Genomic DNA, 24,864 nt, shown 5'->3' with positions numbered 1-24,864 from the left:
TCCTCGTTGCGCAGACCTCTCTCGACGGATTAGCTGATTAGAAATCCCCCATCGACTGCCAACAACTGCCCTGTAATGTAGCGGGAAGCTGGGCTGGCGAGAAACAATGCGGCATTAGCAATATCCTCCACACCCCCCATTCCCCCTAGCGGCAAGCGCCCAGGACTGAGAATTGGCCCCTTCAGTTCGATGGCGGCCGACGCCGCGCGCGCGCCGGGTGTTGGGATGCCGCCAGGCAGTACGGCGTTCACCCGAATACCCTCAGGACCAAACTCCAGCGCGGTAGTCAGCGTCAAGCTGTTAACCCCGGCTTTGCTAGCGTTATAGGTGGCGTTGTGATGAACCACTGCCTGCATGGAGGAAACCGAGGAAATATTTACGATCGAACCACCGCCCAGCTCGCGCATGTGGCGAATGGCTTCGCGTAAGCAGAGGAAAGTGCCCCGCAGATTGATCGCTTGAAGACGGTCCCAAAACTCTGTATCCACCTCCAAAAATGGGCGCTTGGGGAAGATTGCGGCGTTATTCACCAGCACGTCGAGCCCGCCATAGGCTGCACGCGCCGCGTCGAACAGGGCGCACACTTGCGCCTCATTGGACACATCGACCTTAATGGCTTGCGCCTGCCCCCCGGCGGCTTCAATGGACTCAGCAACGGCGCGCGCGGCGTCTATATCGAGATCGGCGACGATGACACGCGCACCAACCCCCGCGAACGTCTCAGCGATGCAGCGACCAATCCCCGCAGCGGCCCCAGTGACCACAGCAGTCTTGCCGTCAAGGCGAAACATATTTTGCACACTCATGCTCAATTCCCAGGGAGTGAAAGGCTCAGCGACCACAAACCGGCGAGAGGTTATGCAGACAACCGATAATTGCGATGCAATCTATGCGACGAGCCACACATGGATAAACCCGAAAAAGCTGAAGGCATATTTCAATAATATTGAACAATCGACCTCGGATTTCAGCGCCAAAGACTTCCATCAGACTGAAACTCCCCACACCCAAGGGGTAGCCACCTACAATTGACAGCGCCCAAGACCGTCGTTCAGAATGCCAAACAGCGTTCTAAAAATAAAAAACTGCTTAGAGCAGACCGTCTAATGGGTGCCAAATGATCGAATCTGCTTCGCTCACTGCGATTATTGTCGGCGCGGGACATGCCGCTGGCGAGCTAGCGACCAGCCTGCGCGACAATGGTTGGCAAGGGCGCATTCTGCTTATTGGCGAAGAGCCGCACCTTCCCTACCATCGCCCTCCTCTGTCCAAAGCCTATTTGTCTGGCGCTGCTACAGCAGAAAGCTTGGTGATCAAGCCACGGGCGACTTACGACAAAGCTAACGTCGAAATCATCAGCGGCGTGCGGGTTAGCAAAATTGACCGACAAGCCTCACTGGTCCATTTAGCCGATGGCAGAACAGCCCACTACGACCGCCTAATTTTGGCCACTGGCGGCAGACCACGGCCCCTGCCTATCCCCCACATTCAACAAGCTGAAAGCGCGGGTAATTTCCATTACCTACGAACCCTTCAGGATGTCGACCGCATTCGCCAGCAATTCGAACCTGGCATGCGCTTGGTCATTGTCGGCGGCGGTTACGTTGGCCTGGAAGTGGCCGCCGTGGCGATCAAGCACGGTTTAACCGTCACCGTCCTCGAAGCCCTGCCACGGGTTTTGGCCCGCGTAACTGCCCCCGAGTTGTCAGCGTTTTACGAAGCACGTCACCGCGAGGCTGGCGTAAATATTCGTACCGACACGCAAGTAATGGATGTACAGCTGGCGCCCTCGGGCGATGCAGTGTCGGCAGTGCTTTGTGTCGATGGCAGTGTGGTGCCAGCTGACCTAGTGATCGTCGGCATTGGCCTACTGCCCAATGTAGAGCTGGCGCAGGAAGCGGGACTGGACACCGATAACGGCATCCTGGTTGATGAGTTCGGTCAAACCAACGACCCCAACATCTATGCCGCCGGCGACTGCAGTAACCACCCCAACTCGTTGCTGGGCCGACGCCTGCGTTTAGAGTCCGTACCTAACGCCCTAGAGCAGGCGCGCTGTGTTGCCGCGTCAATCTGCGACAAGCCCAAAGCCTATGCCTCGATTCCTTGGTTCTGGTCGGACCAGTACGAGCTCAAGTTGAAGATGGTCGGGCTTTCCCAAGGCTACGAACAACTGGTTATTCGCGGCGACATCGAAAGCAATTCGTTCTCGGCGTTTTACTTAAAGGACGGCTGCATGCTGGCCGCTGACACCGTAAACCGCCCACCTGAATTCATGCTGGCCAAGCGTTTTATCAGCGAAAAAATTCAAATCGACGCTGCCCGTTTGGCAGATGAAAGCCAATCCCTAAAAGACCTGTTAGCGAGCGCCTGACTCCTACTTCGCCAGGAAAAAAATCATGCCGACCATTATCTTCGTTCAACACGATGGCACCGAACAGCACGTACACGCGGACGTTGGCCAATCGATCATGCAAGCCGCCGTCAACAACCAAGTACCGGGCATTCTCGGCGACTGCGGCGGCAGCTGCAGTTGCGCGACCTGCCATGCATACGTGGAAAAGGACTGGGCCGAGCACATGCCGGCCGCCGAGTCTTACGAACACGACATGCTCACCTGCGCGATGGATGTCACCGATGCCAGTCGGCTGACCTGCCAGATCGTCATGACACCAGAGCTGGATGGCTTGGTAATCAAGCTGCCAGCCTCGCAGACCTAAATTCGTTGAGCGACTGAAATTCCAGCGGTGCTACGGCACGAAAACAACAATAAGCGCGAAGAGGAAAGACAGATGAGTGCAGTGGACTTCAAAGGCCGTGTGGCCATCGTTACTGGCGCCGGCGGTGGTCTTGGCCGCACCTATGCACTCGATCTCGCCGCCAGAGGCGCCTCGGTGGTGGTAAACGACCTTGGCGGCAGCTTCGACGGCAAAGGCGGCTCCCACAGCATGGCCGACCAGGTGGTGAATGAAATTCGTGCCGCCGGTGGCCAGGCTGTGGCGAACTACGATTCGGTCGGCACCCGCGCGGGCGGTGAAAGCATTGTGCGCACCGCGATGGACAGCTTTGGCCGCGTCGATGTGGTGATCAACAATGCCGGGCACCTACGCAATGCCCTGTTCGAGGACATCGATGACGAGATTCTCGACTCGATCATCAACGTCCATCTAAAAGGCGCCATCTACGTTACCCAGCCGGCCTACAAGGTAATGAAGCAGCAAGGCTATGGCCGCATAGTTTTCGCCTCATCGGCTGCTGGCGCGTTCGGCAATGCACAACAAGCTGCCTACGGCGCAGCCAAGGCAGGTTTGCTGGGGGTGATGAATGTGCTAGCACAGGAAGGCAAGGAACATGGCGTACTCTGTAATTCCCTGCTGCCCACCGCCAACAGTCGCATGGCAGCGGCAATGGACACCAAGCAACTGGAAGCCTTTGGCGCCCAATACGCGGCGTTTGGCGAAAAGCTCGGCAACGCCTACTTGCCTGAATTCGTTACGCCGCTGGTGGTCTTTCTCGCCAGCGAAGCCTGCACCAGCACCCGCGGCATTTACTCGGCCTCAGTAGGCCACTACGCCCGCGCATTTATCGGCGTAAACGAAGGCTGGACCGGGCCGCGAGATGTGCCTGCGACTGCCGATGAGCTGGCCAAGCACTTCCAGCAAATCGCCGAGATTGGCGACTTCAGCATCCCTGAATCGCTCGCCGATGAGTTCAACATCATCCATCGCACAATGAACAAAAGCCGCTAATCCGGCGTGACGACTACTCCTTATTGCCAGCCTTCAACGGCTGGCAATAAGGCCTCAGTAGTCGATAGCTTTAGCTGGCCGGATTGACCATTGCCAGCAAACCCTGCGCCTTCAACAACACTGGCAAATCAACCATGGCGCCATCCACCGAAACAGCCGCGCCGCCAGACTGCTCAGTCGCCGCAACCACTCTTGCAGCCCACTCCAATTCTTGGCTCGACGGGCTGAACGCCTGATTGACCACGGCCACCTGCCGCGGGTGAATGCACAGTTTTCCGGCAAACCCCAACGCCCGACTGCGGCGTGACTCCAGGGTGATTAGCGCCTCGTCATCCAACACCACCGAGACACCGTCAACAGGTGCCTGCAAGCCAGCCACCCGTGACGCCAGAACGATCTGTGAACGGGCATGCAGCAACGCCTCGTCACTGCCATCACAACCAACGTCCACCTGGTAGTCGATCGAGCCAAAGGCCAAGCGCTCTACATGCGGCGCCTTGGCAACCTCCAACACCTGCCAGAGCCCTAGGGCTGTTTCGATCAGCGCAATAATCGGCGCAGCGGTTACTGCGGCCAACTCAAGCATTGGCGCAGGGGTCTCAGCTTTGGGCAACATCACCCCTTTAACCGGCAGGCCGCGTAGCAATTGCAGGTCTTCAGCGAAGTCCGGGCTGCCGTAGGCATTAATCCGCAGCATCACCTGTGCACCAGCTTCAACAGCCAAGCGAACCTGCTCTCTGGCCAGCGCTTTATTCGATGGCGCTACGGCATCTTCCAAATCGAGGATGACCACGTCGGCGCCCGCCGCCAGCGCTTTGGAAAATCGCTCCGGGCGATCACCGGGAACAAACAGATAAGTACGCATTGCTACCTCAAACTCATAAATGCCAAGAACAGGATCAGCAGCCACAGCGAAACCCAGTTCACGTTGTTCCGCCACGACGCGCTCATGTGCATATCAAGCCAGCTCCGCACGGGCATCCATGCACAGAAAGCCATCAACGTCTTCTGCCCAGAGATGAATACTGCGGCCATCGGGCTCAGGTGCCGCACAGACCCGGAATGGATGGATGTCGAACAGAGGCCGAACGGCGCGGAAGGAGAAACCTTTCACCTGCGCCTGCGGGCACGTGTCCCGCAGCAGGTTCATTAACAAGGTAGCAATCAATGGCCCGTGCACTACAAGGCCGGCATAGCCCTCTTCGTGCATGGCATAGGGGCGGTCGTAATGAATACGGTGACCATTGAAGGTCAGTGCCGAATAGCGAAACAGCATCACCGGATCGGGCAGAATTTCTTTTGACCATTGCGCCCCTTGGGGTGCCGGCTGTGGCGCCGGCACTGGATCACCTGGGCGCGGCGGGTCGCGGTAGACAATATCTTGTTCCTCACGCACCAGTAGCTTGCCGGCCAGTGTCAACTCGTGGCACAGCTTGACGAACACCAAGTCGCCGCTGCGTCCGCTCTTATGCGACACATCAAGGATGGTGGACAGCCGCTCTACCTCGCCCTCCACCGGCAATGCGGCATGGAAACTCAAGCGTCCGCCCGCCCACATGCGTCGGGGCAAATCAACGGGGGGCAAAAATCCGCCACGCTGCGGGTGGCCGTCACTGCCTAGTAGGGACTGGCGGGCGGCAGGCTGAAAGTACAACCAGTGCCACAGCAGCGGTACCGCTGCATCTGCCGTATACGCCGGATCATCGCGATCAAGAGTGGCTGCCAATGCATTGAGCGGCGTCGCGTTCAAGCGGGCTTGTTGCCGCTCTTGCCGCCCCACCCATTGCTTCAGATGATTTTCGTCGATCTTCACGTAGCTTATTCCTTGTCGATCCCACCTATCTCGCCACGAGCACTGCAACTTGGCGGACTGGGCTGGCAAATCCAAAGGCGTAATTCAAGGCGTTCGCTGAGGTGACACGCCCGATCATTATTCATTATAGTGAACGCCGTTCAGTTTATTTCAGAAAATCGCCTACTGACAAGCGAAATCCAGCTCGCTCAAATGGCGGTCGTAATAAGCTGTCGAAATGCTGGAAAAAATTGAAAACTGCACAGTAAGATTGCAGTCCTGTTGACGAATAGGTGGTTAGAGGATGGACAAGCTACGCAGCATGGAAGTGTTCATGACCGTCGTCGACCGCGGTAGCTTAAGCGCCGCCGCGGCCGCGCTTAGCCTGTCACCGTCGATGGTTTCCACCCACCTGAGCAACCTTGAAGCCGAGCTGGGCGTACGCCTGCTCAATCGCACTACACGGCGTCTTAGCCTGACCGATGAAGGCGCGGTTTATTACGCGCACTGCCAACACGTACATGAGGAAATCGCCAGCGTCGAATCAATGCTCGCGGGTAATCATTTGCAGCCGCGCGGCCGCCTGCGTCTGGATATTCCCAGCACCATTGCGCAACTGCTGATCGTACCGTTGCTGCAAGAGTTTCGCCGCCGCTACCCCGATATCCAACTCGACTTCTGCGACTCGGAACAGATATCAGACACCGTCGAAAGCCAGCACGACGTGATGATCCGCCTCGGCCCACTCGGCGACTCCGGAATGATCGCTCGTCAGCTCGGCCACACGCCTTTGCTGACTGTGGCATCACCTGCTTACTTGGCAGCGCGCGGCACGCCGCAGACGCCCGATGACCTGGGGCAGCACGACTGCATCAGTTATATGTTTGAACGCACTGGCAGGATGTTGCCTTGGACGTTCGAGCGCCATGGCCAACGTAAGGTGCTGCAACTGCAAAGCAGCCTGTCCATCACCCAGGGCAATACCCGCGTTGAAGCCGCTCTCAGTGGTTTGGGAATTATCCAGGGGGTGGGTTTCCATCTGTACGAGCACTTGCGCAGCGGGGCGCTACAGCAGGTACTGGCCGACTGGACCACCCTCGCCCCAGCCATGGAAGTGCTCTACCCGCGTGGCCGCAGGGAGTCGCGCAAGGTGCACACCTTTGTCGACTTTATGCTCGAACATTATCCGGCGGGCAAAGAGATCATGAGCCCACCTCGCTACGCGGTCTCACCGGTGGCCAAGGTTTAAAAAGCCCTAGGGTGGCCACCGCAGCCTTGGGCAGCAACGCCAAGTCTACGGGGCGCGTTAGCGCGTAGCGTTAACCACTAGAGCAGCCCGCTTTCGCTCGCCGTCTTGGTACCACCGTCGAGGCCACGCTCGCGCAGTACCTCGATGGTCACGCCCAGGGCGCTCGATACGGCAGGAAAGCCTACATAGGGCAGCGTCTGAATAATGATCTCCTGCAGCTCGTCAGCCGTCAGACCGTTATTCAGGCCAAAACGTATGTGGTTGCGCAACTCTTCCGGCTGCCGAGAAGCGATAAGCGCGCCGATCACCACCGCACTGCGGTGTTTAAGTTCAAGACCTGGGCGCGACCAAACGGCACCAAAAGCGAACTCCACAGCCATGCGCCCAACGTCAGCGGCGAAACGCCCCGAGTTGGCATTTGCCTCCATAACCTTGGCAAACTCCGGCCCCATCATCTTTTCCATAAGGGCGTAGCCGTCATTCCAATAGGTTTGTTCGCTCATCGTTACAGCTCCGTCGAAAATAGGTGCTCGCGGGCGTAGTGCCAACTGCGAGCAGAAAACTCAGTTCTGCACCAAGTCATAGGCCGTTAGCGGCGCGACTTCGGTAACGCCGCCATCTACCGCTAAGCAGGTTGCGGTGATAAAGCGGGCTTCGTCGCTGGCCAAGAACAAGGTAGCCGCGGCCACATCCCACGCATCCCCCTCAACAGCCAAAGGGGCGATTTTGCGCCGCCGCGTGCGCATTTCATCACTCAACAAACCGTGCACCAACGGGGTATAGATATGCCCCGGCGCAACGGTGTTGGCCCGCAGTCCCTTACGCCCGTAGAGGGTCGCCAGGTCACGGGTGAACTGCACCATCGCCGCCTTTGACGGGCCATAAGGACCACTGCCCATGCCCTGCAAACCCGCGGTAGAGGCGATGTTGACCACCGCCGACTGGGGGTTTGCGGTCAGTTGCGGGAGCGCATGTCGACACATCAGAAACACACTGCCCAGGTTGATATCGATGATTCGCCGCCATTGCTCCAGCGGGTACTCCTCGTACGGCAGTGGTCGGCTGGCAACGCCAACGTTATTGACCAGAATGTGCAGGCCGCCATAGCGCTTGACGGTCTGCGCAACGAAACCCGCGCAGTCGTCGTCGCTGGTGACATCACCCGCGGCCACGAACGCCTCACCACCATCGGCGAGAATAAGCGCCAGGGTTTCTTCAGCACGCTCTGGGTGCTGATCCACCAGGCACACCTTGGCGCCCTCACGGGCAAACTGGTAGGCAATGGCCTTGCCGGTTCCGAAGCCATCGCCCTGCGAACCGGCGCCGGTAACGATGGCTACTTTTCCAGCCAGGCGCTGGAAGTACTGTGTAGGTTTTGGCATGTCAGACCCCTTAATGCTGCGGCCGAATCAACGTGGCGTGATCGCCTTCAAACGCAACAATCGCGGGGTCACCGGCTTTCATACGCAGCGGAATTTCGTCCAAGGGGACTTTCTTGCCATCAATGCCTCGGCAATAGGTAACCTCGTCCACGCGGAAGGTGCCGCTGCGGCCATCGTCGCCAAGCACACTGACCGACGCTGAGGTCAGCTCGGTAAGGTGGCCAATGATCGGGGTATGTCCGGATGCCGGCATGATGCGGATGTCCATCGACAGGCGGAAACGATCGGAGTAGTTGGCCAGGCCGCTATGGGGGGTATTGATGTGCATCAGCAGCACGTCACCCGGCCGGTAGGTGGTGCGACGCCAGGCATGGTCCGGCACCGAACCATTAGGTATTTGGAACAACGGCGGGTTGTTCGCATCGTGCAGATACGGCCCTTTGTGCATCCCCTCGGCAAGGGCCAGGCCGCCCACTTGCTCGTCGATGACCGACAACGGCATCCAGCAAATCAGGAACGGAATGCCTTTGTTGTAGAAGCCGTCCTGGTGCAGGTAATCCATGCGGCTGCGCTCACGGGTTTGCGCCGGCGGAGTGGCACGGTACTCAACGGTAGGAATCCAGAACGGATCATCCGCCAACACGCGCTGGAAGAACGCATGGATCGCCGGCTCTTTGACGAACTCGCGCCAAGGCTCACGGTCCACCAGCGGCTCCATACGGAAAGGAAACCCTTCCAGATTTTTACCGGTGTAGGCAGCAATCGGATCATCGCCACGCGCCACTTCGTATTCATCCAGCACGGCCATGTAAACGGCACGCAGGCGGGCAACCGCGTCGTGGTCCAGCACGTCGCGGAAGAACCAATAACCGTCGCGCTCCCAGGCAGCCTGCAGCGCTTCGCGGTCATCCAGCAGATGATTGGAGACATTCAGTTCGCGCATGCTAGGCAGCGCGTCTATCGGCAGTTGATTAGCCATGATCGTTCCTGTTGTTCTTGTTAGCAATTGAGCTGCCTTGCGTTAAGGCATGCATCGATAGTAACCAGCATGGGCGGCGGGAAAATCCGCCGAGGGTTCAAAACACCTTTCAGCCAGGGTGTTGAATCCACCTCAGCTTTTATTGCCATAGATGATTCATCCAGGGTCAGGTGAGCACTTTTAACGAGTCGTTGGAGAACAGCTCAAATGCCTCGCCCGTGCGCGCTTTGCGCGTCCAGTGCGGGTCGTGCAACAGGGAGCGCCCCACGCCGACTAAGTCGAACTCGCCACGGCTGAAACGCTCCATGAGCAAATCCAGGTTATTGCTGGCGCCTGCGCCACCCTGTTTGCTGCTGTCGTACATACCGGTTTCCAAGCCGACACCACCCACCGCCATCGACAGGCGCCCGGTCAGCTTCTTGGCCCAACCGGCCAGGTTAAGTACGCCATCAGTACCGCCGTGCTCAGGGAACTCGGCGCGGTTGAAATAACGTGCGCTGGCATCAAAGACATCGACGCCGGCATCGGCCAATGGCCGCAGAATTTCTTCTAGCTCTACCGGGGTCTGGGCCAGCTTGGCTTTAAAGTCCTGCTGCTTCCATTGCGAGAAGCGCAGAAGAATCGGCATGTCGGCGCCCACTTCACGGCGAATGGCGCGCACGACTTCAGCGGCAAAATGGCTGCGCTCGCTACGCCCCCCACCCCAGGCATCGGTGCGTTGGTTGGTCGCTTGCCAGAAGAAGGTGTCGATCAGGTAACCATGCCCACCGTGGATGGCAATACCGTCAAAACCACACGCACGCGCATATTTGGCGCTGCGCCCATAGGCATCGATCACGTCCTGCACGTCGCTGTCGGTCATTGGCGCGGTTGGCGGCAATTGCTGCTGTACGTACTCAGCAGAAGTTGCAGTGAGCCCGCCAGCAGGCCCCCACAGACCTGAAGGCCGCATAGAGGCAGACTCTGGATGCGGCCCAGTGCCCGGCACGCGCATGCCACCCTGGTGCCACAGCTGCGGAAAAATCACCCCACCTGCGGCATGCACCTGCTCAACCACCGCACGCCAACCTGCGAGTGCCGAGTCTCCGTACAGATGAGGTAAATCACTTTCGCCAGTGCCGGCTTCGCCCAGTGCCGCCGGATGGTCGATGCCCACAGCCTCGGTAATGATTAACCCGGTTTCACCTTCGGCGCGCCGACGGTAATAGCCCGCCACGTTGTCTCCCGGCACACCCTCAGGGCAAAAATTGCGCGTCATCGGCGCCATCGCGAAGCGGTTTTTTAATACTGTCGAACCGATCTGCAACGGCTCAAATAAAGGCGCGAGCAGTGAACTCATAAAATCTCTTCCTGTTGGGTACAAGGTTGGCGTGTAAGGCGGTTGCGCAACACCGATGAGGTGCCTGACCAGAAGTCATTCCAGCTCGCAAAGGCACCGGGCAGTTGCGGCTGGTAACGCTCGCTGGTGTATTTCCCTGGCCAGTTCTGCCAAGCAGGCTCGCCCGGGCGTTGCAGCCAATCGGTGGAGTACCAGTGGCGCTCGTCACGGCGCACGAAGTACCAGCATCCGTCGCGACGCTCGTACTGATCGAAGTAACAGATGGCCATGACCACCCAGTGCTCGCCGTCCTCATGCTCGGCGCGGCAATAGACCGTGCCAGTGGCGTGGTCGGCGTCTTGGAAGTCCAAGGTTTGCCCGCCTATCTGATGCACGCTGCGATAGAAGGCCTGCAGGATCGACTCGGAGCCATAGAATGCTTTAAGCGCTTCGCGCCCCTGGCCCCAGCGCCCACAGTCAACGTCGTCGACAAATAGTCCCACCAACGCCTGCAAATCCCGCGCATCGACTGCCAGGGCATAACGCGCGGGCAGTTGGCCAATGGCGAGTTGCGCCTCCACCCGCTCCAGGCGGGCTAACAACAGCTCATTCATTACTGCCACTCCTGTACGAGGTGACCCTGGCGAGGCGCGGCACAGCCGCACAATCGTTGAACGCGGATGGAACCGAGATCGGCGTGCCCTGCCCTGCGGCACTCAGTCGATGGCAACCACCAGCTTGCCGAAATGACGCCCATGCTTCAGGGTTTGGAACGCCTGGGCGACGTCGGTGAAGGCGAAGGTTTGCTCGATTACCGGGCGCAAGCCATGGGTTTCGATGGCGCGGCACATCTGCTCCAGCTGATCGCGGCTGCCAACGCGGATGGTGTGCAACGACAGCCCTCGATAGAAGAATGCTTCGCTGAGCACCGGCCCCCCACTGAGCAAGCCAACCAGGCTGATTCGCCCGCCTATACGGGTCGCTTGCACGGAGCGCTCGACAGTGGCGCCACCGCCCACTTCGACGGTCAGATCAACCCCTAACCCAGCCGTTTTCTCGTGCACGACTGCAGACCAATCTGGGTGAATTTGGTAGTCGATGGTTTCGTCCGCACCCAGCGCCCGAAGCCGCTCCAGGCGCTCGGAACTAGATGACAACGCCACCACCTTGGCGCCGAATAACTTGGCCAATTGCACAGCGAAAACCGACACCCCACCACCACCCTGGGTCAGCACACTCTGCCCCGGCAGCAGACTTCCACCCGCCGTGAGCGCCGACCACGCGGTCAGCGCAGCACAGGGCAGCGTTGCCGCTTCCTCAAAGCTCAGGTGCGCGGGAGCACGAACCAGCTCGTTCTCGCTCACACAGGTGTATTCGCACAGCGTGCCATCCACCGCCCCCCCGCGCCCCAGCACATCACGCCCAACAGGCATGTCGCCACTGAGCCAGTGGGGATGGAACGTCAGTATCACCCGCTCGCCAACCGCCACCCGCGTCACGCCCTCGCCCACTGCAACCACCTCCCCGGCACCATCGGAACAGGGAATGAGCTGCGGTTTGCACAGCTGGCTGTAACTACCGCCCAAAATCAGCAGCTCACGGAAGTTCAGCGCGGCAGCGCGCAGGCGCACCAGCACTTGGCCCGCCGCGGGTGGGCCGGGAGGCGGTAAATCACGCAGGGCTAGGCCGTCGGTATCGCCATAACGCTCGATCACATAAGCACGCATCGTCAGCTCCTACAGAGGCTAGGAATCAGGGACGGCGCGCTTTTAGCGGGCGCTGGTAGGAGACATCGTCAAGGTCACGGCTGCTGTGGGCGTTGCCCATCTGAATGTTGCGAAAGGCTTCTGGCAGTTCGGTGGCTTGAAGATGGTTGATCGACTCGGTGACGCACACCCGCTCGGCAATCGCCCAACGGCCTTCGCGCTTTTCGAAGCGGTCGATATAGCGGCCGACGGCCAAGGAGTCTGGCTTAACGCGATTTTCACCGAAGAATAACCAGTAAGTTTCGGCGTGTGCGGTATCACCGTCCAGCTCAACGCTGTGGTTGAAAATCATATGGTGGTGCGCGAGCTGATACTCACCGTGATAGGCCAGAGCCCAATCGATAAAGCCATCGCGCCCGCCCAAAAAGCTGCCGTGATCATCGATGGCATCGTCATGGTAAACACTGCGCAATAGCTCTTTATCGAAGCGGTCCACGGCGCGGCAGTAGCGCGTAACGCAGTCAAGAATGTCCTGACGGTCGAGCAATGCTTGGATGCGAGCCTGTGAAATATTGTTGTTATTGTCGTTCATAAGGTGCTCCTAAAAGGGGGCGCACCGCAGCGCGGTGCGCTTGCAAACTCAGTCCTTGGAGGCGAAGCGAGTGAGGTGGTAGTCGGTATCGCCGAACTGTTTTTCCAGCAGCGTCATCAGGCGGAAGTAGTGGCCCACTGGGTACTCTTCGGTCAGGCCGATGCCGCCGTGCAGCTGCACACCCTGCGCGCAGACAAAACGGCCGGCCTTGCTCGCCGCAGCCTTAGCCGCAGAGATTGCCTTGCGGCGCTCCGGCGCCGGTTTGTCCAGATACGCCATGCCGCGGTAAAGGATCGAACGGGCGTGCTGCACGTCGACGAACATCTCCGCCATGCGGTGCTGCAAGGCCTGAAACTTGCCGATGGGTTGGCCAAACTGGCTACGGGTTTTGATGTAATCGGCGGTCATATCGATTACGCCGCCCATTACCCCGAGCATCTGCGCAACTACTGCTAAAGCGGCTCGGTCGAAGGCCTCTTCCAGCACCTCGCGACTGCGTGATGGCTCTATGAGCAATGCCGCGCTGGTCAGTTCCACCTTGGAAAAACGGATGTCGGCAGCACGAGAGCCATCAACCAATGGGTACTCGTCAAGAGACACACCGGCGGCTTCACGGTCGACGATAAACACCGCCGGCTCGTTGTTGTCCTCAAAGCGGGCAGTGACCAAAAACTTGTCCGCCGACGGCCCATTGAACACCAATGTCTTCACGCCACTCAGTTGGTAGCCATCAGCAGTCTTACGGGCAATGGTGTCCTCTACACAACCGACAGAGAAACGCGAGCCGCCCTCGGCATCGGCTAAGGCCAGCAACAAACGGCCTTCGATTAGCGCGGGCAGCAGGTCGTTACGGTGGTAGTCAGAACCGCTGCGGTCGACGATACGGGCGCACAACACGGCGCTGCTGACGAAGGGTTCAAGCACCATGCCGCGGCCGAAGGATTCGAGCACCAAAGACGCTTCAACAAAGGAGCAGTCCAGGCCGCCAACATCTTCTGGCAGGTTCAAAGCCAGCCAGCCTAGATCAGCAAATTGCTGCCAGTGCGCGCGGCTAAAACCTTCGCCGCTGGTGACCTGGTGACGACGGGTTTCAAACGCGTAGTCATCACGGATATAGCGCTCGACGCCGTCACGCAGCATCAGTTGCTCTTCGGAAAGATTGAAATCCATAGGTCCTCCCTTAGAGTCCGAAAGCCAGTTTGGCGATGATGTTCTTCTGTACTTCTTTGGCGCCGCCATAAATGGTTGAAGCACGTTGGAAGAAATACATGTTGCAGCGCCCAGGCGCATAAGCTGGCCACAGATCGTCCCATTCACTGGCGTGGTGCTCTTGGGTATCTCGTCCTGGCCCATGGTCGTAGAAACGCAGGGACCTAGGCCCTAAGGCATCTACCTGAAGCTCTGTTACCCGTTGCTGCAGTTCGGAGCCACGCACCTTCAGCGTCGAGACCACCGCATCCAGGTTGTCGCGCAAGTCCTCCTTGGCAAGAATGCGCAGCACGGACCACTCCAGCGCCAAAATATCGGTCTCGATCTCGGCCACTCGGCGAGCGAATACTGGGTTTTTCAGCAACGGCACGCCGTCTTCGGTTTCGGCGCGAGCAATGGTCTTGGCCTTCTCTAGTTCGCGCTTGTTGAAGTAGATAAACGCACTGGAGGTACGCTCTTTCTCCAGCAAGAACTTGGCATAGGTCCAACCCATGCCCGGTTCGCCCACCAAATTCTCCTTGGGTACGCGAACGTTCTCCAGAAACACCTCTGCCAAACCGTCGCCGCCGTCGATCGAAACAATCGGGCGTACCGTAATGCCAGGGCTCTTCATGTCGATTAGCAGGAACGAGATGCCGCGTTGCGGCTTAACGGTGGAATCGGTACGCACCAAGAAAAATCCCCAGTCGGCGATTTTTGCATCACTGGTCCAGATCTTCTGGCCATTGACGATGTAGTGGTCACCCCCACCATCCAATTCAGCCCGAGTCTTCAGGCTGGCAAGGTCGGAGCCAGAGTTAGGTTCCGAGAAGCCCTGGCACCAGAACGTTTCGCCCGTTAGCAGGGGAGGCAGAAAGGTATCTTGCTGCCACTGGTTGCCAAACTGAATTACCACTGGCGCCATCATATGAGTGCCCTGCCAGCCATAATCCAAGCCGTCGGCGTTGACCAACTCCTCAAGGAAAATGTGCTTGCGAATTGGCGACCAGTCAGTGCCACCGAACTCCTTCGGCCAATGCGGAGCTCCCCAGCCACGCGCATGCAGGGTTCGTTGCCAGGTGCGCAGCATCTCGCGCGGGACGGGGTGCGCACCTTCAAAGCCATAACGAGCAATATCGGGCGTGACGCTGTCACGGAAGAACGTGCGGACCTCCTCACGGAAGGCCTCATCTTCCTGGCTAAACTCAAAATGCATGGTTCTACCTCCTCATCTCGCTTCAAGGGTGCCGACAGCTAGGCCCGCAACCCGAAAAATGTGTTTCCTAACGCGCTTAAGCGACTCGCTCGCGCTCACGCAAAGCAACCTTGTTGATCTTGCCGGTGGCCATACGTGGAAGCTCGGCAACGAACTCGATGACTTTCGGGCACTTATAGCTGGCTAGGACGGCCTTGCAATGAGCGATCAGATCGAGCTCTTCCAGGCTGGCACCGCAGGCCAATACCACCACCGCCTTTACTGATTCGCCCCACTTCGGATCGGCGATACCGATCACCGCTGACTCCACCACCAGTGGGTGCAGCTCAAGGGCAACCTCCACCTCACGGCTGTAGATGTTCTCGCCACCGGAAATGATCATGTCTTTCTTACGGTCGACCAGGTACAGGTACCCTTCGGCATCGCAGTAACCCATGTCGCCAGTGTGGTACCAGCCTTCGCGCAGCGCTTCCATGGTCGCTACCGAGTTGTTCCAGTAGCTGCTCAGCTGGGTATCCGATCGCAGTACGACCTCTCCGGGCTCCCCATCGGCACAGTCGTTGCCATGGTCGTCGACAATCCGCAACTCAATGCCGGGAAGGGGCACGCCTACTGACTCGAGGCGATGGATTTGCTCGGCTGTACCAAACGGGTTGACCTCGTGCCGCGGCAATACGCACGCGTTGCTCTCAGTCATGCCGTACTGCACAGAGAAGATCGGACCGAGCACGTCGAAAGCCCGTTTGAGCAGTGGTGCCGGAATCGGCGCGGCTGCAGTGACCACATGCACCAGGCTCTGCAGGCGGTACTCGCGCACGTTCGGCGTATCCAGCACCGCTTGCAGCATGGCGGCGACCATGAAGGTAAAGGTGACCTTTTCTTCTTGTATTGCCTGCAACGTTGCCTGCGGCTCGAAGCCCTGATGAATGACCGTCGAGCCCCCCAGCCACGCCGCCGAGTTGACGAAGCCGATTCCGCCGATATGGAACGCTGGAGTGGTCTGCAGTACCCGCGTGGCACCACTGAAGTCACTCATCAAGGCACAGGTTTCTGCGGTGCGGCACATCGCGTGATGAGTGCGTACTACGCCCTTCGGGCGGCCGGTAGTGCCGCTGGTGTACATCAGGTAGGCAAAGTCTTCAGGCTCAGAACGGATCGGCGGGCCAGCCGCGTCGCCCTCCGCCATCGCTTGCTCAAAAGGGGTTGCCCAAGCGGGGCAGGTGCCAATGCACAGGTAGTGCTCGATAGTCGGCAACTCAGCGCGCAATTGCTCGACTACAGCAGCATATTGGGCTTCGAAAACCAGCACTTTGGGTGCGGCATCCTGCAGGATGAAAAGCATCTCCCGCGGTGCCAAACGGAAATTCACCGTAGCGGCGATAAAACCTGCCCACTCACAGGAGCGGTAGGTTTCGTAGTACTCAACGCAGTTCATCGCCAGAATGGCAACGCGGTCCTGACGGCGCAAACCTTGTTCATACCAGTAGGCGGAAAGCCGACGCGAGCGCTCGGCCAATTCAGCGTTGCTGACGCGCCGCGAATTGGAGGTGAGCGCATTGCCAGAAGGAAAATAACGAGCGTTGCGCTCGATCACTTCACCGAGAGTCTTCATCTAAGTTCCGTCATTATTATCAAACTATTGTTTAAACGGATTGCGCAGTGATCCCCTGCGCAAACGATCTTCTGCGGCTATGCAAATAGCGCGTTAGCCTATCGAGTCGATGGTCCAACGGCAGTCGACTTGTGCGCTACATCCCGGCCGCGGCATACCGCAGTACGCCGCCCGAGCTTAGGCTTCCAGTAACTCAACGTTGGCCAACAGTTCGGCAAGCTTGGCCGTAAAGCGCGCCGCGTCTGCACCATTGATTACGCGGTGGTCGTAACTCAGTGACAGCGGCAACACTTGGCGCCAATCAATCTGGTCGTTACTGCCCCGGTAAGGTTTCTCCTGGGTACGCGTAACGCCCAAAATTGCCACCTCAGGCGCATTCACAATCGGGGTGAAACCGGTGCCGCCGAAGCTGCCCAGGGAGCTGATGGTGAAGCAGCCGCCAGACATCTCGGCCATAGAGAGACCCTTGTCGCGAGCCTTCAGCGAAATGGCCTGCAACTCCGCCGCGATCTGCGCAACCGTCTTTTGATCACAGTCACGCAACACCGGCACCAACAAACCAAAGCGCGTATCCACCGCAACACCGACGTTGAAGTACTTCTTCAACACCAGTTGTTTGCCCGAACCATCCAACGACGCATTGAACTGGGGGAAGGCCTTTAGCGCCTCTACCACCGCCTTGATCAAATACGGCAGCAAGGTCAGTTTGACCGCCTCACCCGCTGCATTGCGTGCCTTGCGGCGTACCTCAAGGGCAGTGATATCCGCGTCGTCATGGTGGGTTACGTGGGGAATCATCAGCCAGTTGCGCGACATAAATTGTGCAGTGAGCTTTTGCACCCGCGACAGCGGGCGTGACTCAATTTCGCCGAACTCGCTGAAGTCGACGTTCGGCCAAGCCGGAAGCTCGCTACCGAAAGCCACTGGCTCCTTGGCAGGCGCCGCAGGTTTGGGTGCAGCTACATTCACCGGAACATCAACATCAGCGCTCATGCGTATTTCCTCAACCACAGCGTACTTAGATAATTTCGGCCAACACAGTGCCGACGTCATAGGTCTCGCCAACTTCAGCGATGATTTTCAAGGTGCCACTGGCCGGCGATTCAATCTCTTGAATCGACTTTTCACTTTCCAGGGCATAGAGCAATTGCCCTACTTCCACCGTTGCGCCATCGGCAACAAGCCATTCAGTCAGGGTGCCTTCGTTCATCGAGAAGCCCAATTTGGGCATCAGTATTTGCGTGCTCATGACATTTTCCTTGAACGGTGTGAAGTCACTTAAGTGTGGTGCGGATAGCCGCTTCGATCTGCGCCATGCCCGGTACGTGGGCATCCTCCAATGGTTTGGAGAACGGCACAGGTGAGTAGTTAGAGCCGACGCGCTGCACGGGCGCTTTAAGCTGACCGTAGAGAGCCTCGTAGATTTGCGAAGCGATTTCGGCGCCAACACCGAATGGCTTTACCGCCTCGTGCACGATCACTGCGCGCCCGGTTTTGCCGACCGACGCGAGGATGCAGGCACTGTCGAGCGGCGAAATGGTGCGCAGGTCGATGACTTCAACAGACACGCCCTCGCCCGCCAGCTTCTCAGCCACCGCACTGCACTCCAGCACACGACGGCTGTAGGTGATGAGGGTGACGTCGGTGCCTTCGCGCAACACGTTGGCTTTGCCCAGAGGGATTTTCACCCCAGGTTCTGGAGCCGCACCTGGGTTCCAATAGGTGGGCATGTTCTCGATGAACAACACCGGGTCGTCATCTTCAATGGCAGACAACATCAGCCCATAGGCTTCGGCCGGACTGGACGGGGCAACCACCTTGATCCCAGCGGTATGCGCAAACCAGGCTTCCAGATAGTCAGCATGCTGGCCGCCAGTACCGAAACCCGCACCGGTCATGGTGCGAATCACCATCGGCACGTGGGTTTGGCCACCGGACATAAAGCGCAGCTTGGCGGCATGGTTGATGATCATGTCCATCGCCACGGTGGTGAAGTTCATCAGCATGATTTCCGCAACCGGGCGCATACCCACGATGGCAGCACCAATGGCGGCACCAATAATCGCCTGCTCGGAAATAGGCGTGGAGCGCACACGGGAGTCGCCGTATTTGCTCGACAGCCCGCGGGTAACCCCGACGATGCCGCCCTCTTCCTTATCACCCACGTCCTCGCCCAAGACGATAACGTTTGGGTCTGCCGCCATGGCGTCGTCGAGTGCCAGGTTGATCGCTTGAATACTGTTTAGTTTGGCTGCTTGGTTCATACGCTCACCTCATCCTTGAAGATGTCGCGCTGGAGTTCGGCGAGATCTGGGTAGGGGCTGTTTAAAGTGAATTCCAGGGCTTCGTCGATCTCAACTTCGATGCTGGCTTCCATATCCGCCAGCTCGCCTTCAGTGGCATTGCCAGTGGTAATTAGCCAGGCACGGAACAACGGCACAGGGTCTTTGGCGATCCAGGCGTCTTTCTCGCCTTTGTCCATGTAGGCATCGACATCGCCAAACACGTGGCCATGGAAGCGGAAGGTTTTTGCCTCGATCAACGTCGGGCCAGCGCCTGAGCGAGCACGCTCGATGGCTTCATGGGCGGTGTGGTACATGGCGATAGGATCGTTACCGTCCACCGTGATACCGGGCATCGAATAGGCGACCGCACGATCGGCAATATTGGCTACCGAAGTGCCGTAGGCATATTTGGTGTGTTCGGCGTAGCCATTGTTCTGGCACACAAACACCACCGGCAGTTTCCACACAGACGCCATGTTTAACGCCTCGTGGAAGGCGCCAATGTTCGACGCACCATCACCGAAATAAGCAATGGTGACGCGCTTTTCACCGCGAATTTGCGCCGCCAATGCCAAGCCGTTAGCGATGGGCATGGAGCTACCGACAATACCGGTGGTAACCATTACGCCAGTGGCCGGGTGAGTAACGTGCATCGGCCCGCCTTTACCCTTGCAGGTACCGGTGACGCGGCCACCGAACTCAGCCCACAAGTCTTTAAGCGGAATACCTTTGGCGATCATGTCGTGCACGCCGCGGTAGATCGTGCAGATGTAGTCCTCATCGGTGAGGCACGCTGACACCGCCGAAGGAATGACTTCCTGGCCCCGAGGCGAGTAATAAGGCATGGCTAATTTGCCGGACTTCAACACAGCGCGAAAACGTTCGTCGTTCTGTTTGATCCGAGTCATACGTCGGTAGATACCGACCAATATGTCGCGGTCTGGAATTGCGGCTGTCATCTTGTTTTTCTCCGTCTAAGCCAAAACTCAAAAATTGGGGTTGCCCTACCAAATCTTCTCTTGCCCTGCCGAATGCAGCGCCGCGATGTAGCCGAAAATGAACGATGCGGCGATGCTGGTACCCGCGCCTGGATAGCAACGGCCAGTAACGCCTGCGGTGGCATTACCGGTGGCATACAGCCCTGGAATACAGGTGCCGTCTTCGCGCAGTACACGGGCGAATTCATCAGTGACCAAACCGCCAGCGGTGCCGACATCACCGGGGTACATGCGCACGGCATAAAAAGGCCCCTGCTCGATGCTGCCCAGGTTGGGGTTAGGCGTAACCGTCGGGTCGCCGTGGCAACGGTCGAATGCACGGCCGCCGCGGGCGAAGTCTTCATCGACGCCGGTGACGCAAAAGCCATTGAAGCGCGCCACAGTCGCCAGCAAGCCGGCGCTATCGATGGCGCACTTGCGAGCCAGCTCTTCCAGCGAGTCCGCCTTAACCATGTAGCCGCTATCCAGCCACTGCTTAGGTACCTGACCTGGCATGGCCGTACCCCATGGATAGAACTTGCGCTGGCGGCTATCCATCACCACCCAGCCCGGAACTGCCTTACCGGTTTCAGCCTGACGCTGGTACATGCGTTGGCCGATTTCCATGTACGAGCCGGCCTCGTTGCAAAAGCGCTGGCCGTCCTGGTCGACCAACATCGAATAGGGCAACGACAGATCAAGGTGGTGCATAAACGGCAGCGGCTCGCCGCTAGCGGTGCGTGCGCCCTCTGGGAAGCTTTCGTTCGGCCCAAGCGATGTCACGACCCACCAGGACTCGTCCATGCAATCCACTGCAGCACCTAGCTGCATGGCGGCCTGGAGTACTTCACCAGTGTCGCCAAGATTGGCGTTGGTCCACTGCGCGGAGGAAGGCTGGGGTTGAAAGCGTTTACGCATTTCGGCGTTGCGGGAAAAACCACCGGTATTGATCAGCACCGCATCGCGAGCTTGCACACGCAGTTGCTGCCCGTTGCGGCGAACCACTACGCCCACCACCTTGCCGTCTTCGACCACTAACTCCTCGACGGGGGTCTCGACCCAGATCGGTAAGTCTGCGCGCAAAGCAATCTGCAACATGCGACCCTGAATGGCGGCGCCGCCACCGAGCACCTCCTGGCCCAACAGCTTTTGTTTCAGTAGGCGCAAGCCCAGCTGCAACGCTTTCTTCTTGCCGGCCCAGGTGCGCTTCATCAGGAACAGGGTGGGGAACTCGTGGGAGTTCGCCGGAATAGGCTGGCCGCGATAGCGCGACAGGCGCTGCGCCCAATCGCCCAACTCACGAATATTGAACAGCTTGGCCACCAGCGAGCGACCGCGCGGCTGACCGCCCGGACGATCGTCGTAGTAGTCAGACCAGCCATCGGCGTACTCGAAGGCCATGCCCGAACGTTCGAGAAAATCGACCATCAGAGGCCCGGTGCGCAAAAACGCTTCGCGCCTGATTGGGCTGGTCGAAGGACCGTCATAGGTAACCGTGCTGTGCAGGTACTGCTGGGCCTTTTCATAGGAGTCATCGACTCCGTGACGCTTCATTACCGAGTTATTGGGAACCCACCACACGCCACCGGAGTAGCCGGTGGAGCCACCAACTTTGTCGAGCTTTTCGATGATCAGAGCGCGCTTGCCTAACTCTTTCGCCTTCAGCGCGGCGCACATCGAGCCGCCCCCACTGCCGACGATTACCAGGTCAAAGCTTTCGTCCCACTGACTCATCGCTTGGACTCCGTACCGTGGATGTACTCACTGAGCTCACGGTGGAAGTTAGAGATGGCCTTTTCTTGCAGCGGGTTGGTTCTGGCGCCAGAGAAGCCACGGGACTTCATGCCCTGTTGCACCTGCCCCATGTTGTTGAAGTCTTGGCTAAGAATCAGACCAAAGATTTCCACACTGTTGGTTTTCCAGTCATCGACACCGTGATAGATCTCGCGATTCAGCTTGGGCTCTTTGCCCGGCGCGTAACGCTTCAGCGACCAGATATCGAAGATGCAGGAATCGGGGTTATCACCGTCCGGGCGTGCGCGATAGAACAGCGCGCCGTCCGGATAGAGCAAGAACACCAAGTTGGGGAAAACGTGCCAGTCAGTGCCGGCGCGACCCATCTGCTCAAAGCTGATCTCAGGCCAGCCGGCACCGTCTGCGATAGCCGCTTCACGCTGAAACTCCATGGCTTTACCAAACACCAAGAATTGGTCTTGGGTAGGCTCGACTTCCGTCAGTAGGCGCTTGGTAGCTTCATTGTCACGGTCGGTGAAGATGGCTTTAAGTTGGTCTTCCATGATCTGGTAAAACTTCACCAGGCCGGGACGGATATCGTCCGGAATTGGTTTGCCGGTACGCGGCGACGGAGTACCCGGCAGGCGTGTAGCAGTGGAGTAATCGAACATACCGTGCTTGCCAAAGGCGAAGCTGCGGGTGACATCGTCGCCCTGGGTATCGAGAATTTGCGGGTGAGTCGCCGCTACGTGGTAACCCTCGTTAAAGGCTTCCAGGGCTACTTTCCAGTTGCACGGTAGGCGCACCGACTTGTACCAGCGGTAGCGCATGTTCTCGAATTCGTAGCAGTCGGTAATTTCCGGAACCGGTGCCAGGTAGTTAGCCAGGGGCTCGGCTTTGGGGTCCATATTAATGAAGACAAAACCGCCCCAGGTTTCTACCAGCACTTCTTTGAGCGCCAGGTCTTCACGGCTCATGCTCGGGCATTCTGCCCAGTCCTGCTCGTCAAGAATACGCAGCACGCTGCCATCTAAGTTCCACTGCCAGCCATGGTAGTTGCAGTGGAATTTGGAGGCGTGGCCGCAGCCATTAGTGAGGCGTCGGCCACGATGCTGGCAGACGTTGTAGTAGGCCTTGATCTTGTCGCCAGTCAGGCGGGTGATGATGATGGATTCATCAATCACATCGAAGGTCACGTAGTCGCCTACGCCTTGGATTTCCTCAAGTCGGCAAGCGACTTGCCAGACCTTCGGCCACATGCGCTCTTTCTCAAGCTGCACATATTCCTTGGAAATATAGCCGTCGCGCGGTACAAAATCCGACCGTATTGCCTGCGGCGCTGATTCACGAGCAGTCATCTGGAACCTCCTGCATCGGCAGTCACGGGGATCTGCCTATTGCCTTATTATTTTTGTGTGAGGGGCAGCGAACCGCCCTGCAATATTCTGAACGCTGTTCAGCACTATAAACAGACAACAGCTTGACTGTCAACGCACTGAAAACACCTTGCAGGTAGGCTGAAAAGGCTATTTTTGAGCCTGTGAATGCTCGCTCCCGTAGAGCGTGCGCAGCTGAATTTTGTTGACTTTGCCACTCGGTAGGCGAGGCAGTTCGGCGACAAATTCGATGCTGGTGGGCCGCTTGTAACGAGCAATGCGCGTGGTGGAGAACTCGGCTAGCTCCTCAGCCAGCAACTGCGTGCCGCCCTTGAGCACGACGATCGCTTTAACCGTTTCGCCCCACTTCTGGTGCGGCACACCAATGACGGCAGCATCCTGTACATGCGGGTGGTGCATAAGCGCCTGCTCCACTTCCTGGCAGTACACATTCTCACCGCCGGTGATGATCATGTCTTTCTTGCGATCGACCAGAAACAGGAAGCCCTGATCATCACGCCAGGCCATATCGCCCGTGCGCAACCAGCCATCACGCAACGTCTCAATTGTGGCAACGCTGTTATTCCAGTAGTACGCCATGTTGGCCGGCGAGCGAATGCAGATCTCCCCGGCGGTGCCATCGGGGCAAACTTCGCCTTGTTCATCAACAATACGAATGTCGCAGAAGGTCATCGGCTGACCAATGGAGCCCAGACGGCGAACCTCCTCCTCACTGCCCTGCAGCTTGTGCAAGTGTTTGGGCAACACCGTACCGGTGGTCTCGGTCATGCCCCAGGAGTTGACGAAGATTGGCCCGAGCAACTTTACTCCGCGCTGCAACACCGCCACCGGCATCGGTGCGGCGGCGTAGAGAATGGTCTCCAAACTGGACAGGTCATAGTCGCTGATATTCGGCAGGTCCAGCACCTGCTGCACAATGGTTGGCGCCATATGTACCGTGAGGATGCGTTCGCGCTCGATGGTGCTCAGCACTTCCAGGGCTTCGAACTTGCGGTGCAACACCACACAGCCTGCATGCCAGAACTCGGACAGCATCATCGACAGCCCGCCCGCATGGAACATCGGCATCATCACCAGTACCCGGCCGTTGGTGCGCATGTCCATGGTCGCTGATTGGTTTTGCGCCAGGGCGAGATCGCCGCGCTGGCTACGCGCGGCACCTTTTGGGCGCCCCGTGGTACCGCTGGTATAGATAAGGTGAACAATGTCCTCGGGGATCGCCCGGAGCGGCGCCCCTGCTGCGTCGCCTGCCTGCAGCGCGGCGTCATAAGGCTCAGCCCAGGCCGGGCATTCACCAATGCACAGGTAGTGCTCAATCGACGGCAACTTGGCGCGCAGCGAATCGATGACTTCGCTGTACTGCGCTTCAAATACCAGAACCCGCGGCGCGCTGTCCTGGAGAATGAATTCAATCTCCGGGCCGGCCAGGCGGAAATTTACCGTGGCGCAGATAAAGCCAGAAAGATGGCAGGCGGCATATACGTCGAAATATTCATTGCAGTTCATCGCCAGAATCGCCACGCGATCCTGATGGCGCATGCCCCGCTGATGCAATGCCGAGGTCAACTGCCGAGCACGCTCAAGCAACTGGCGATAGGAAATGCGCCGATCTTCAAAAACTACGGCTTCCTGATCGGGAAATAGGCGCGCATTACGCTCCAGCAACTCACCGAGGGTCTTCATTGCAA

24 protein-coding genes are annotated in these 24,864 nt (G+C 58.4%); 4 read left to right on the top strand and 20 right to left on the bottom strand.

Translation table 11 applies throughout. The features are described from left to right. Positions 1–29: 29 nt before the first annotated feature. A complete protein-coding gene (locus tag AC0IW7_RS09100) occupies positions 30–806 on the bottom strand; it encodes an SDR family NAD(P)-dependent oxidoreductase (RefSeq protein WP_471817296.1) in 777 nt (258 codons plus the stop codon). A 311-nt stretch (positions 807–1,117) separates the two neighbouring features. Between AC0IW7_RS09100 and AC0IW7_RS09095 the strand changes: the two genes are divergently transcribed. The 3 genes from AC0IW7_RS09095 to AC0IW7_RS09085 all read left to right on the top strand — a co-directional run bounded on the left by AC0IW7_RS09095 (position 1,118) and on the right by AC0IW7_RS09085 (position 3,749). Continuing rightward, positions 1,118–2,374: an NAD(P)/FAD-dependent oxidoreductase gene (locus AC0IW7_RS09095; RefSeq protein WP_471817294.1), complete on the top strand. Its 1,257-nt coding sequence runs from the start codon at positions 1,118–1,120 to the stop codon at positions 2,372–2,374. A 25-nt stretch (positions 2,375–2,399) separates the two neighbouring features. Beyond that, positions 2,400–2,720, top strand: a complete 321-nt coding sequence (locus AC0IW7_RS09090) for a 2Fe-2S iron-sulfur cluster-binding protein (RefSeq protein WP_471817292.1) — start codon at positions 2,400–2,402, stop codon at positions 2,718–2,720. Between the two features lie 72 nt (positions 2,721–2,792). Then, the gene (locus AC0IW7_RS09085) at positions 2,793–3,749 is read left to right on the top strand and encodes an SDR family NAD(P)-dependent oxidoreductase (RefSeq protein WP_471817290.1); all 957 of its coding nucleotides are present in this window, start codon (positions 2,793–2,795) and stop codon (positions 3,747–3,749) included. A 70-nt stretch (positions 3,750–3,819) separates the two neighbouring features. Here AC0IW7_RS09085 and AC0IW7_RS09080 read toward each other — a convergent pair whose 3' ends face one another. Both AC0IW7_RS09080 and AC0IW7_RS09075 read right to left on the bottom strand, forming a co-directional pair. Beyond that, positions 3,820–4,614: an HpcH/HpaI aldolase/citrate lyase family protein gene (locus tag AC0IW7_RS09080; RefSeq protein ID WP_471817288.1), complete on the bottom strand. Its 795-nt coding sequence runs from the start codon at positions 4,612–4,614 to the stop codon at positions 3,820–3,822. A gap of 93 nt (positions 4,615–4,707) precedes the next feature. After that, the gene (locus AC0IW7_RS09075) at positions 4,708–5,562 is read right to left on the bottom strand and encodes an HTD2 family dehydratase (RefSeq protein ID WP_471817287.1); all 855 of its coding nucleotides are present in this window, start codon (positions 5,560–5,562) and stop codon (positions 4,708–4,710) included. Between the two features lie 283 nt (positions 5,563–5,845). On the opposite strand from AC0IW7_RS09075, the gene AC0IW7_RS09070 reads away from it, so the two are divergent. Continuing rightward, positions 5,846–6,790, top strand: a complete 945-nt coding sequence (locus AC0IW7_RS09070) for a LysR substrate-binding domain-containing protein (protein ID WP_471817285.1) — start codon at positions 5,846–5,848, stop codon at positions 6,788–6,790. 77 nt (positions 6,791–6,867) lie between these two features. Here the strand turns inward: AC0IW7_RS09070 and AC0IW7_RS09065 are convergent, their stop codons facing one another. The 17 genes from AC0IW7_RS09065 to AC0IW7_RS08985 form a co-directional block, all read right to left on the bottom strand. Then, a complete protein-coding gene (locus AC0IW7_RS09065; RefSeq protein ID WP_471817283.1) occupies positions 6,868–7,293 on the bottom strand; it encodes a carboxymuconolactone decarboxylase family protein in 426 nt (141 codons plus the stop codon). 60 nt (positions 7,294–7,353) lie between these two features. Beyond that, complete coding sequence (locus AC0IW7_RS09060; protein ID WP_471817281.1) at positions 7,354–8,172, bottom strand: SDR family NAD(P)-dependent oxidoreductase; 819 nt, start codon at positions 8,170–8,172, stop codon at positions 7,354–7,356. Positions 8,173–8,182: 10 nt separating this feature from the next. Then, positions 8,183–9,151: a phytanoyl-CoA dioxygenase family protein gene (locus AC0IW7_RS09055; RefSeq protein WP_471817279.1), complete on the bottom strand. Its 969-nt coding sequence runs from the start codon at positions 9,149–9,151 to the stop codon at positions 8,183–8,185. A gap of 166 nt (positions 9,152–9,317) precedes the next feature. Further along, on the bottom strand, positions 9,318–10,490 hold the full coding sequence (locus AC0IW7_RS09050; RefSeq protein ID WP_471817278.1) for an NADH:flavin oxidoreductase: 1,173 nt from the start codon (positions 10,488–10,490) through the stop codon (positions 9,318–9,320). Further along, on the bottom strand, positions 10,487–11,083 hold the full coding sequence (locus AC0IW7_RS09045; RefSeq protein ID WP_471817276.1) for a nuclear transport factor 2 family protein: 597 nt from the start codon (positions 11,081–11,083) through the stop codon (positions 10,487–10,489). Before AC0IW7_RS09045 ends, AC0IW7_RS09050 begins: the two co-directional genes overlap by 4 nt. 102 nt (positions 11,084–11,185) lie before the next feature. Then, complete coding sequence (locus AC0IW7_RS09040; protein WP_471817274.1) at positions 11,186–12,196, bottom strand: zinc-dependent alcohol dehydrogenase family protein; 1,011 nt, start codon at positions 12,194–12,196, stop codon at positions 11,186–11,188. 25 nt (positions 12,197–12,221) lie between these two features. Next, complete coding sequence (locus AC0IW7_RS09035) at positions 12,222–12,767, bottom strand: nuclear transport factor 2 family protein (protein ID WP_471817272.1); 546 nt, start codon at positions 12,765–12,767, stop codon at positions 12,222–12,224. Between the two features lie 48 nt (positions 12,768–12,815). Then, positions 12,816–13,937, bottom strand: a complete 1,122-nt coding sequence (locus AC0IW7_RS09030) for an acyl-CoA dehydrogenase family protein (protein ID WP_471817271.1) — start codon at positions 13,935–13,937, stop codon at positions 12,816–12,818. Positions 13,938–13,947: 10 nt separating this feature from the next. Beyond that, entirely contained in the window at positions 13,948–15,171 is a 1,224-nt protein-coding gene (locus tag AC0IW7_RS09025; RefSeq protein ID WP_471817269.1) for an acyl-CoA dehydrogenase family protein, read from the bottom strand. Positions 15,172–15,247: 76 nt separating this feature from the next. Beyond that, on the bottom strand, positions 15,248–16,783 hold the full coding sequence (locus AC0IW7_RS09020; protein ID WP_471817267.1) for a class I adenylate-forming enzyme family protein: 1,536 nt from the start codon (positions 16,781–16,783) through the stop codon (positions 15,248–15,250). A 177-nt stretch (positions 16,784–16,960) separates the two neighbouring features. Then, on the bottom strand, positions 16,961–17,776 hold the full coding sequence (locus tag AC0IW7_RS09015) for a 2-oxo acid dehydrogenase subunit E2 (RefSeq protein ID WP_471817265.1): 816 nt from the start codon (positions 17,774–17,776) through the stop codon (positions 16,961–16,963). A 25-nt stretch (positions 17,777–17,801) separates the two neighbouring features. Continuing rightward, a complete protein-coding gene (locus tag AC0IW7_RS09010) occupies positions 17,802–18,032 on the bottom strand; it encodes a biotin/lipoyl-containing protein (protein ID WP_471817263.1) in 231 nt (76 codons plus the stop codon). A 25-nt stretch (positions 18,033–18,057) separates the two neighbouring features. Further along, complete coding sequence (locus tag AC0IW7_RS09005; RefSeq protein ID WP_471817262.1) at positions 18,058–19,047, bottom strand: alpha-ketoacid dehydrogenase subunit beta; 990 nt, start codon at positions 19,045–19,047, stop codon at positions 18,058–18,060. Continuing rightward, positions 19,044–20,027 carry a thiamine pyrophosphate-dependent dehydrogenase E1 component subunit alpha gene (locus AC0IW7_RS09000; protein WP_471817260.1) on the bottom strand — a complete coding sequence of 328 codons (984 nt, stop codon included), beginning with the start codon at positions 20,025–20,027 and terminating at the stop codon, positions 19,044–19,046. The genes AC0IW7_RS09005 and AC0IW7_RS09000 overlap by 4 nt, the downstream gene beginning before the upstream one ends. A gap of 45 nt (positions 20,028–20,072) precedes the next feature. Continuing rightward, positions 20,073–21,779 carry an FAD-binding protein gene (locus AC0IW7_RS08995; RefSeq protein ID WP_471817258.1) on the bottom strand — a complete coding sequence of 569 codons (1,707 nt, stop codon included), beginning with the start codon at positions 21,777–21,779 and terminating at the stop codon, positions 20,073–20,075. Then, a complete protein-coding gene (locus tag AC0IW7_RS08990; RefSeq protein WP_471817256.1) occupies positions 21,776–23,137 on the bottom strand; it encodes an aromatic ring-hydroxylating oxygenase subunit alpha in 1,362 nt (453 codons plus the stop codon). The genes AC0IW7_RS08995 and AC0IW7_RS08990 overlap by 4 nt, the downstream gene beginning before the upstream one ends. Before the next feature lie 168 nt (positions 23,138–23,305). Further along, on the bottom strand, positions 23,306–24,859 hold the full coding sequence (locus AC0IW7_RS08985) for a class I adenylate-forming enzyme family protein (protein ID WP_471817255.1): 1,554 nt from the start codon (positions 24,857–24,859) through the stop codon (positions 23,306–23,308). Positions 24,860–24,864: the final 5 nt, after the last annotated feature.

The organism is Pseudomonas sp. AC229 (genome assembly GCF_979254655.1).
The sequence above is the reverse complement of the archived record's forward strand: the minus strand, read 5'-3'. Positions and strand labels throughout refer to the sequence as shown.

Excerpts from the sequence above, each read along its gene's own strand:
- AC0IW7_RS09080 (WP_471817288.1), bottom strand. The coding sequence starts at position 4,614 with ATGCGTACTTATCTGTTTGTTCCCGGTGATCGCCCGGAGCGATTTTCC.
- AC0IW7_RS09000 (WP_471817260.1), bottom strand. The coding sequence starts at position 20,027 with ATGACAGCCGCAATTCCAGACCGCGACATATTGGTCGGTATCTACCGA.
- AC0IW7_RS09030 (WP_471817271.1), bottom strand. The coding sequence starts at position 13,937 with ATGGATTTCAATCTTTCCGAAGAGCAACTGATGCTGCGTGACGGCGTC.
- AC0IW7_RS09045 (WP_471817276.1), bottom strand. The coding sequence starts at position 11,083 with ATGAATGAGCTGTTGTTAGCCCGCCTGGAGCGGGTGGAGGCGCAACTC.
- AC0IW7_RS09050 (WP_471817278.1), bottom strand. The coding sequence starts at position 10,490 with ATGAGTTCACTGCTCGCGCCTTTATTTGAGCCGTTGCAGATCGGTTCG.
- AC0IW7_RS09010 (WP_471817263.1), bottom strand. The coding sequence starts at position 18,032 with ATGAGCACGCAAATACTGATGCCCAAATTGGGCTTCTCGATGAACGAA.
- AC0IW7_RS09090 (WP_471817292.1), top strand. The coding sequence starts at position 2,400 with ATGCCGACCATTATCTTCGTTCAACACGATGGCACCGAACAGCACGTA.
- AC0IW7_RS09035 (WP_471817272.1), bottom strand. The coding sequence starts at position 12,767 with ATGAACGACAATAACAACAATATTTCACAGGCTCGCATCCAAGCATTG.
- AC0IW7_RS09065 (WP_471817283.1), bottom strand. The coding sequence starts at position 7,293 with ATGAGCGAACAAACCTATTGGAATGACGGCTACGCCCTTATGGAAAAG.
- AC0IW7_RS09095 (WP_471817294.1), top strand. The coding sequence starts at position 1,118 with ATGATCGAATCTGCTTCGCTCACTGCGATTATTGTCGGCGCGGGACAT.
- AC0IW7_RS09070 (WP_471817285.1), top strand. The coding sequence starts at position 5,846 with ATGGACAAGCTACGCAGCATGGAAGTGTTCATGACCGTCGTCGACCGC.
- AC0IW7_RS09025 (WP_471817269.1), bottom strand. The coding sequence starts at position 15,171 with ATGCATTTTGAGTTTAGCCAGGAAGATGAGGCCTTCCGTGAGGAGGTC.
- AC0IW7_RS09015 (WP_471817265.1), bottom strand. The coding sequence starts at position 17,776 with ATGAGCGCTGATGTTGATGTTCCGGTGAATGTAGCTGCACCCAAACCT.
- AC0IW7_RS09020 (WP_471817267.1), bottom strand. The coding sequence starts at position 16,783 with ATGAAGACTCTCGGTGAAGTGATCGAGCGCAACGCTCGTTATTTTCCT.
- AC0IW7_RS08985 (WP_471817255.1), bottom strand. The coding sequence starts at position 24,859 with ATGAAGACCCTCGGTGAGTTGCTGGAGCGTAATGCGCGCCTATTTCCC.
- AC0IW7_RS08990 (WP_471817256.1), bottom strand. The coding sequence starts at position 23,137 with ATGACTGCTCGTGAATCAGCGCCGCAGGCAATACGGTCGGATTTTGTA.
- AC0IW7_RS09055 (WP_471817279.1), bottom strand. The coding sequence starts at position 9,151 with ATGGCTAATCAACTGCCGATAGACGCGCTGCCTAGCATGCGCGAACTG.
- AC0IW7_RS09040 (WP_471817274.1), bottom strand. The coding sequence starts at position 12,196 with ATGCGTGCTTATGTGATCGAGCGTTATGGCGATACCGACGGCCTAGCC.
- AC0IW7_RS09005 (WP_471817262.1), bottom strand. The coding sequence starts at position 19,047 with ATGAACCAAGCAGCCAAACTAAACAGTATTCAAGCGATCAACCTGGCA.
- AC0IW7_RS09060 (WP_471817281.1), bottom strand. The coding sequence starts at position 8,172 with ATGCCAAAACCTACACAGTACTTCCAGCGCCTGGCTGGAAAAGTAGCC.
- AC0IW7_RS09085 (WP_471817290.1), top strand. The coding sequence starts at position 2,793 with ATGAGTGCAGTGGACTTCAAAGGCCGTGTGGCCATCGTTACTGGCGCC.
- AC0IW7_RS08995 (WP_471817258.1), bottom strand. The coding sequence starts at position 21,779 with ATGAGTCAGTGGGACGAAAGCTTTGACCTGGTAATCGTCGGCAGTGGG.
- AC0IW7_RS09100 (WP_471817296.1), bottom strand. The coding sequence starts at position 806 with ATGAGTGTGCAAAATATGTTTCGCCTTGACGGCAAGACTGCTGTGGTC.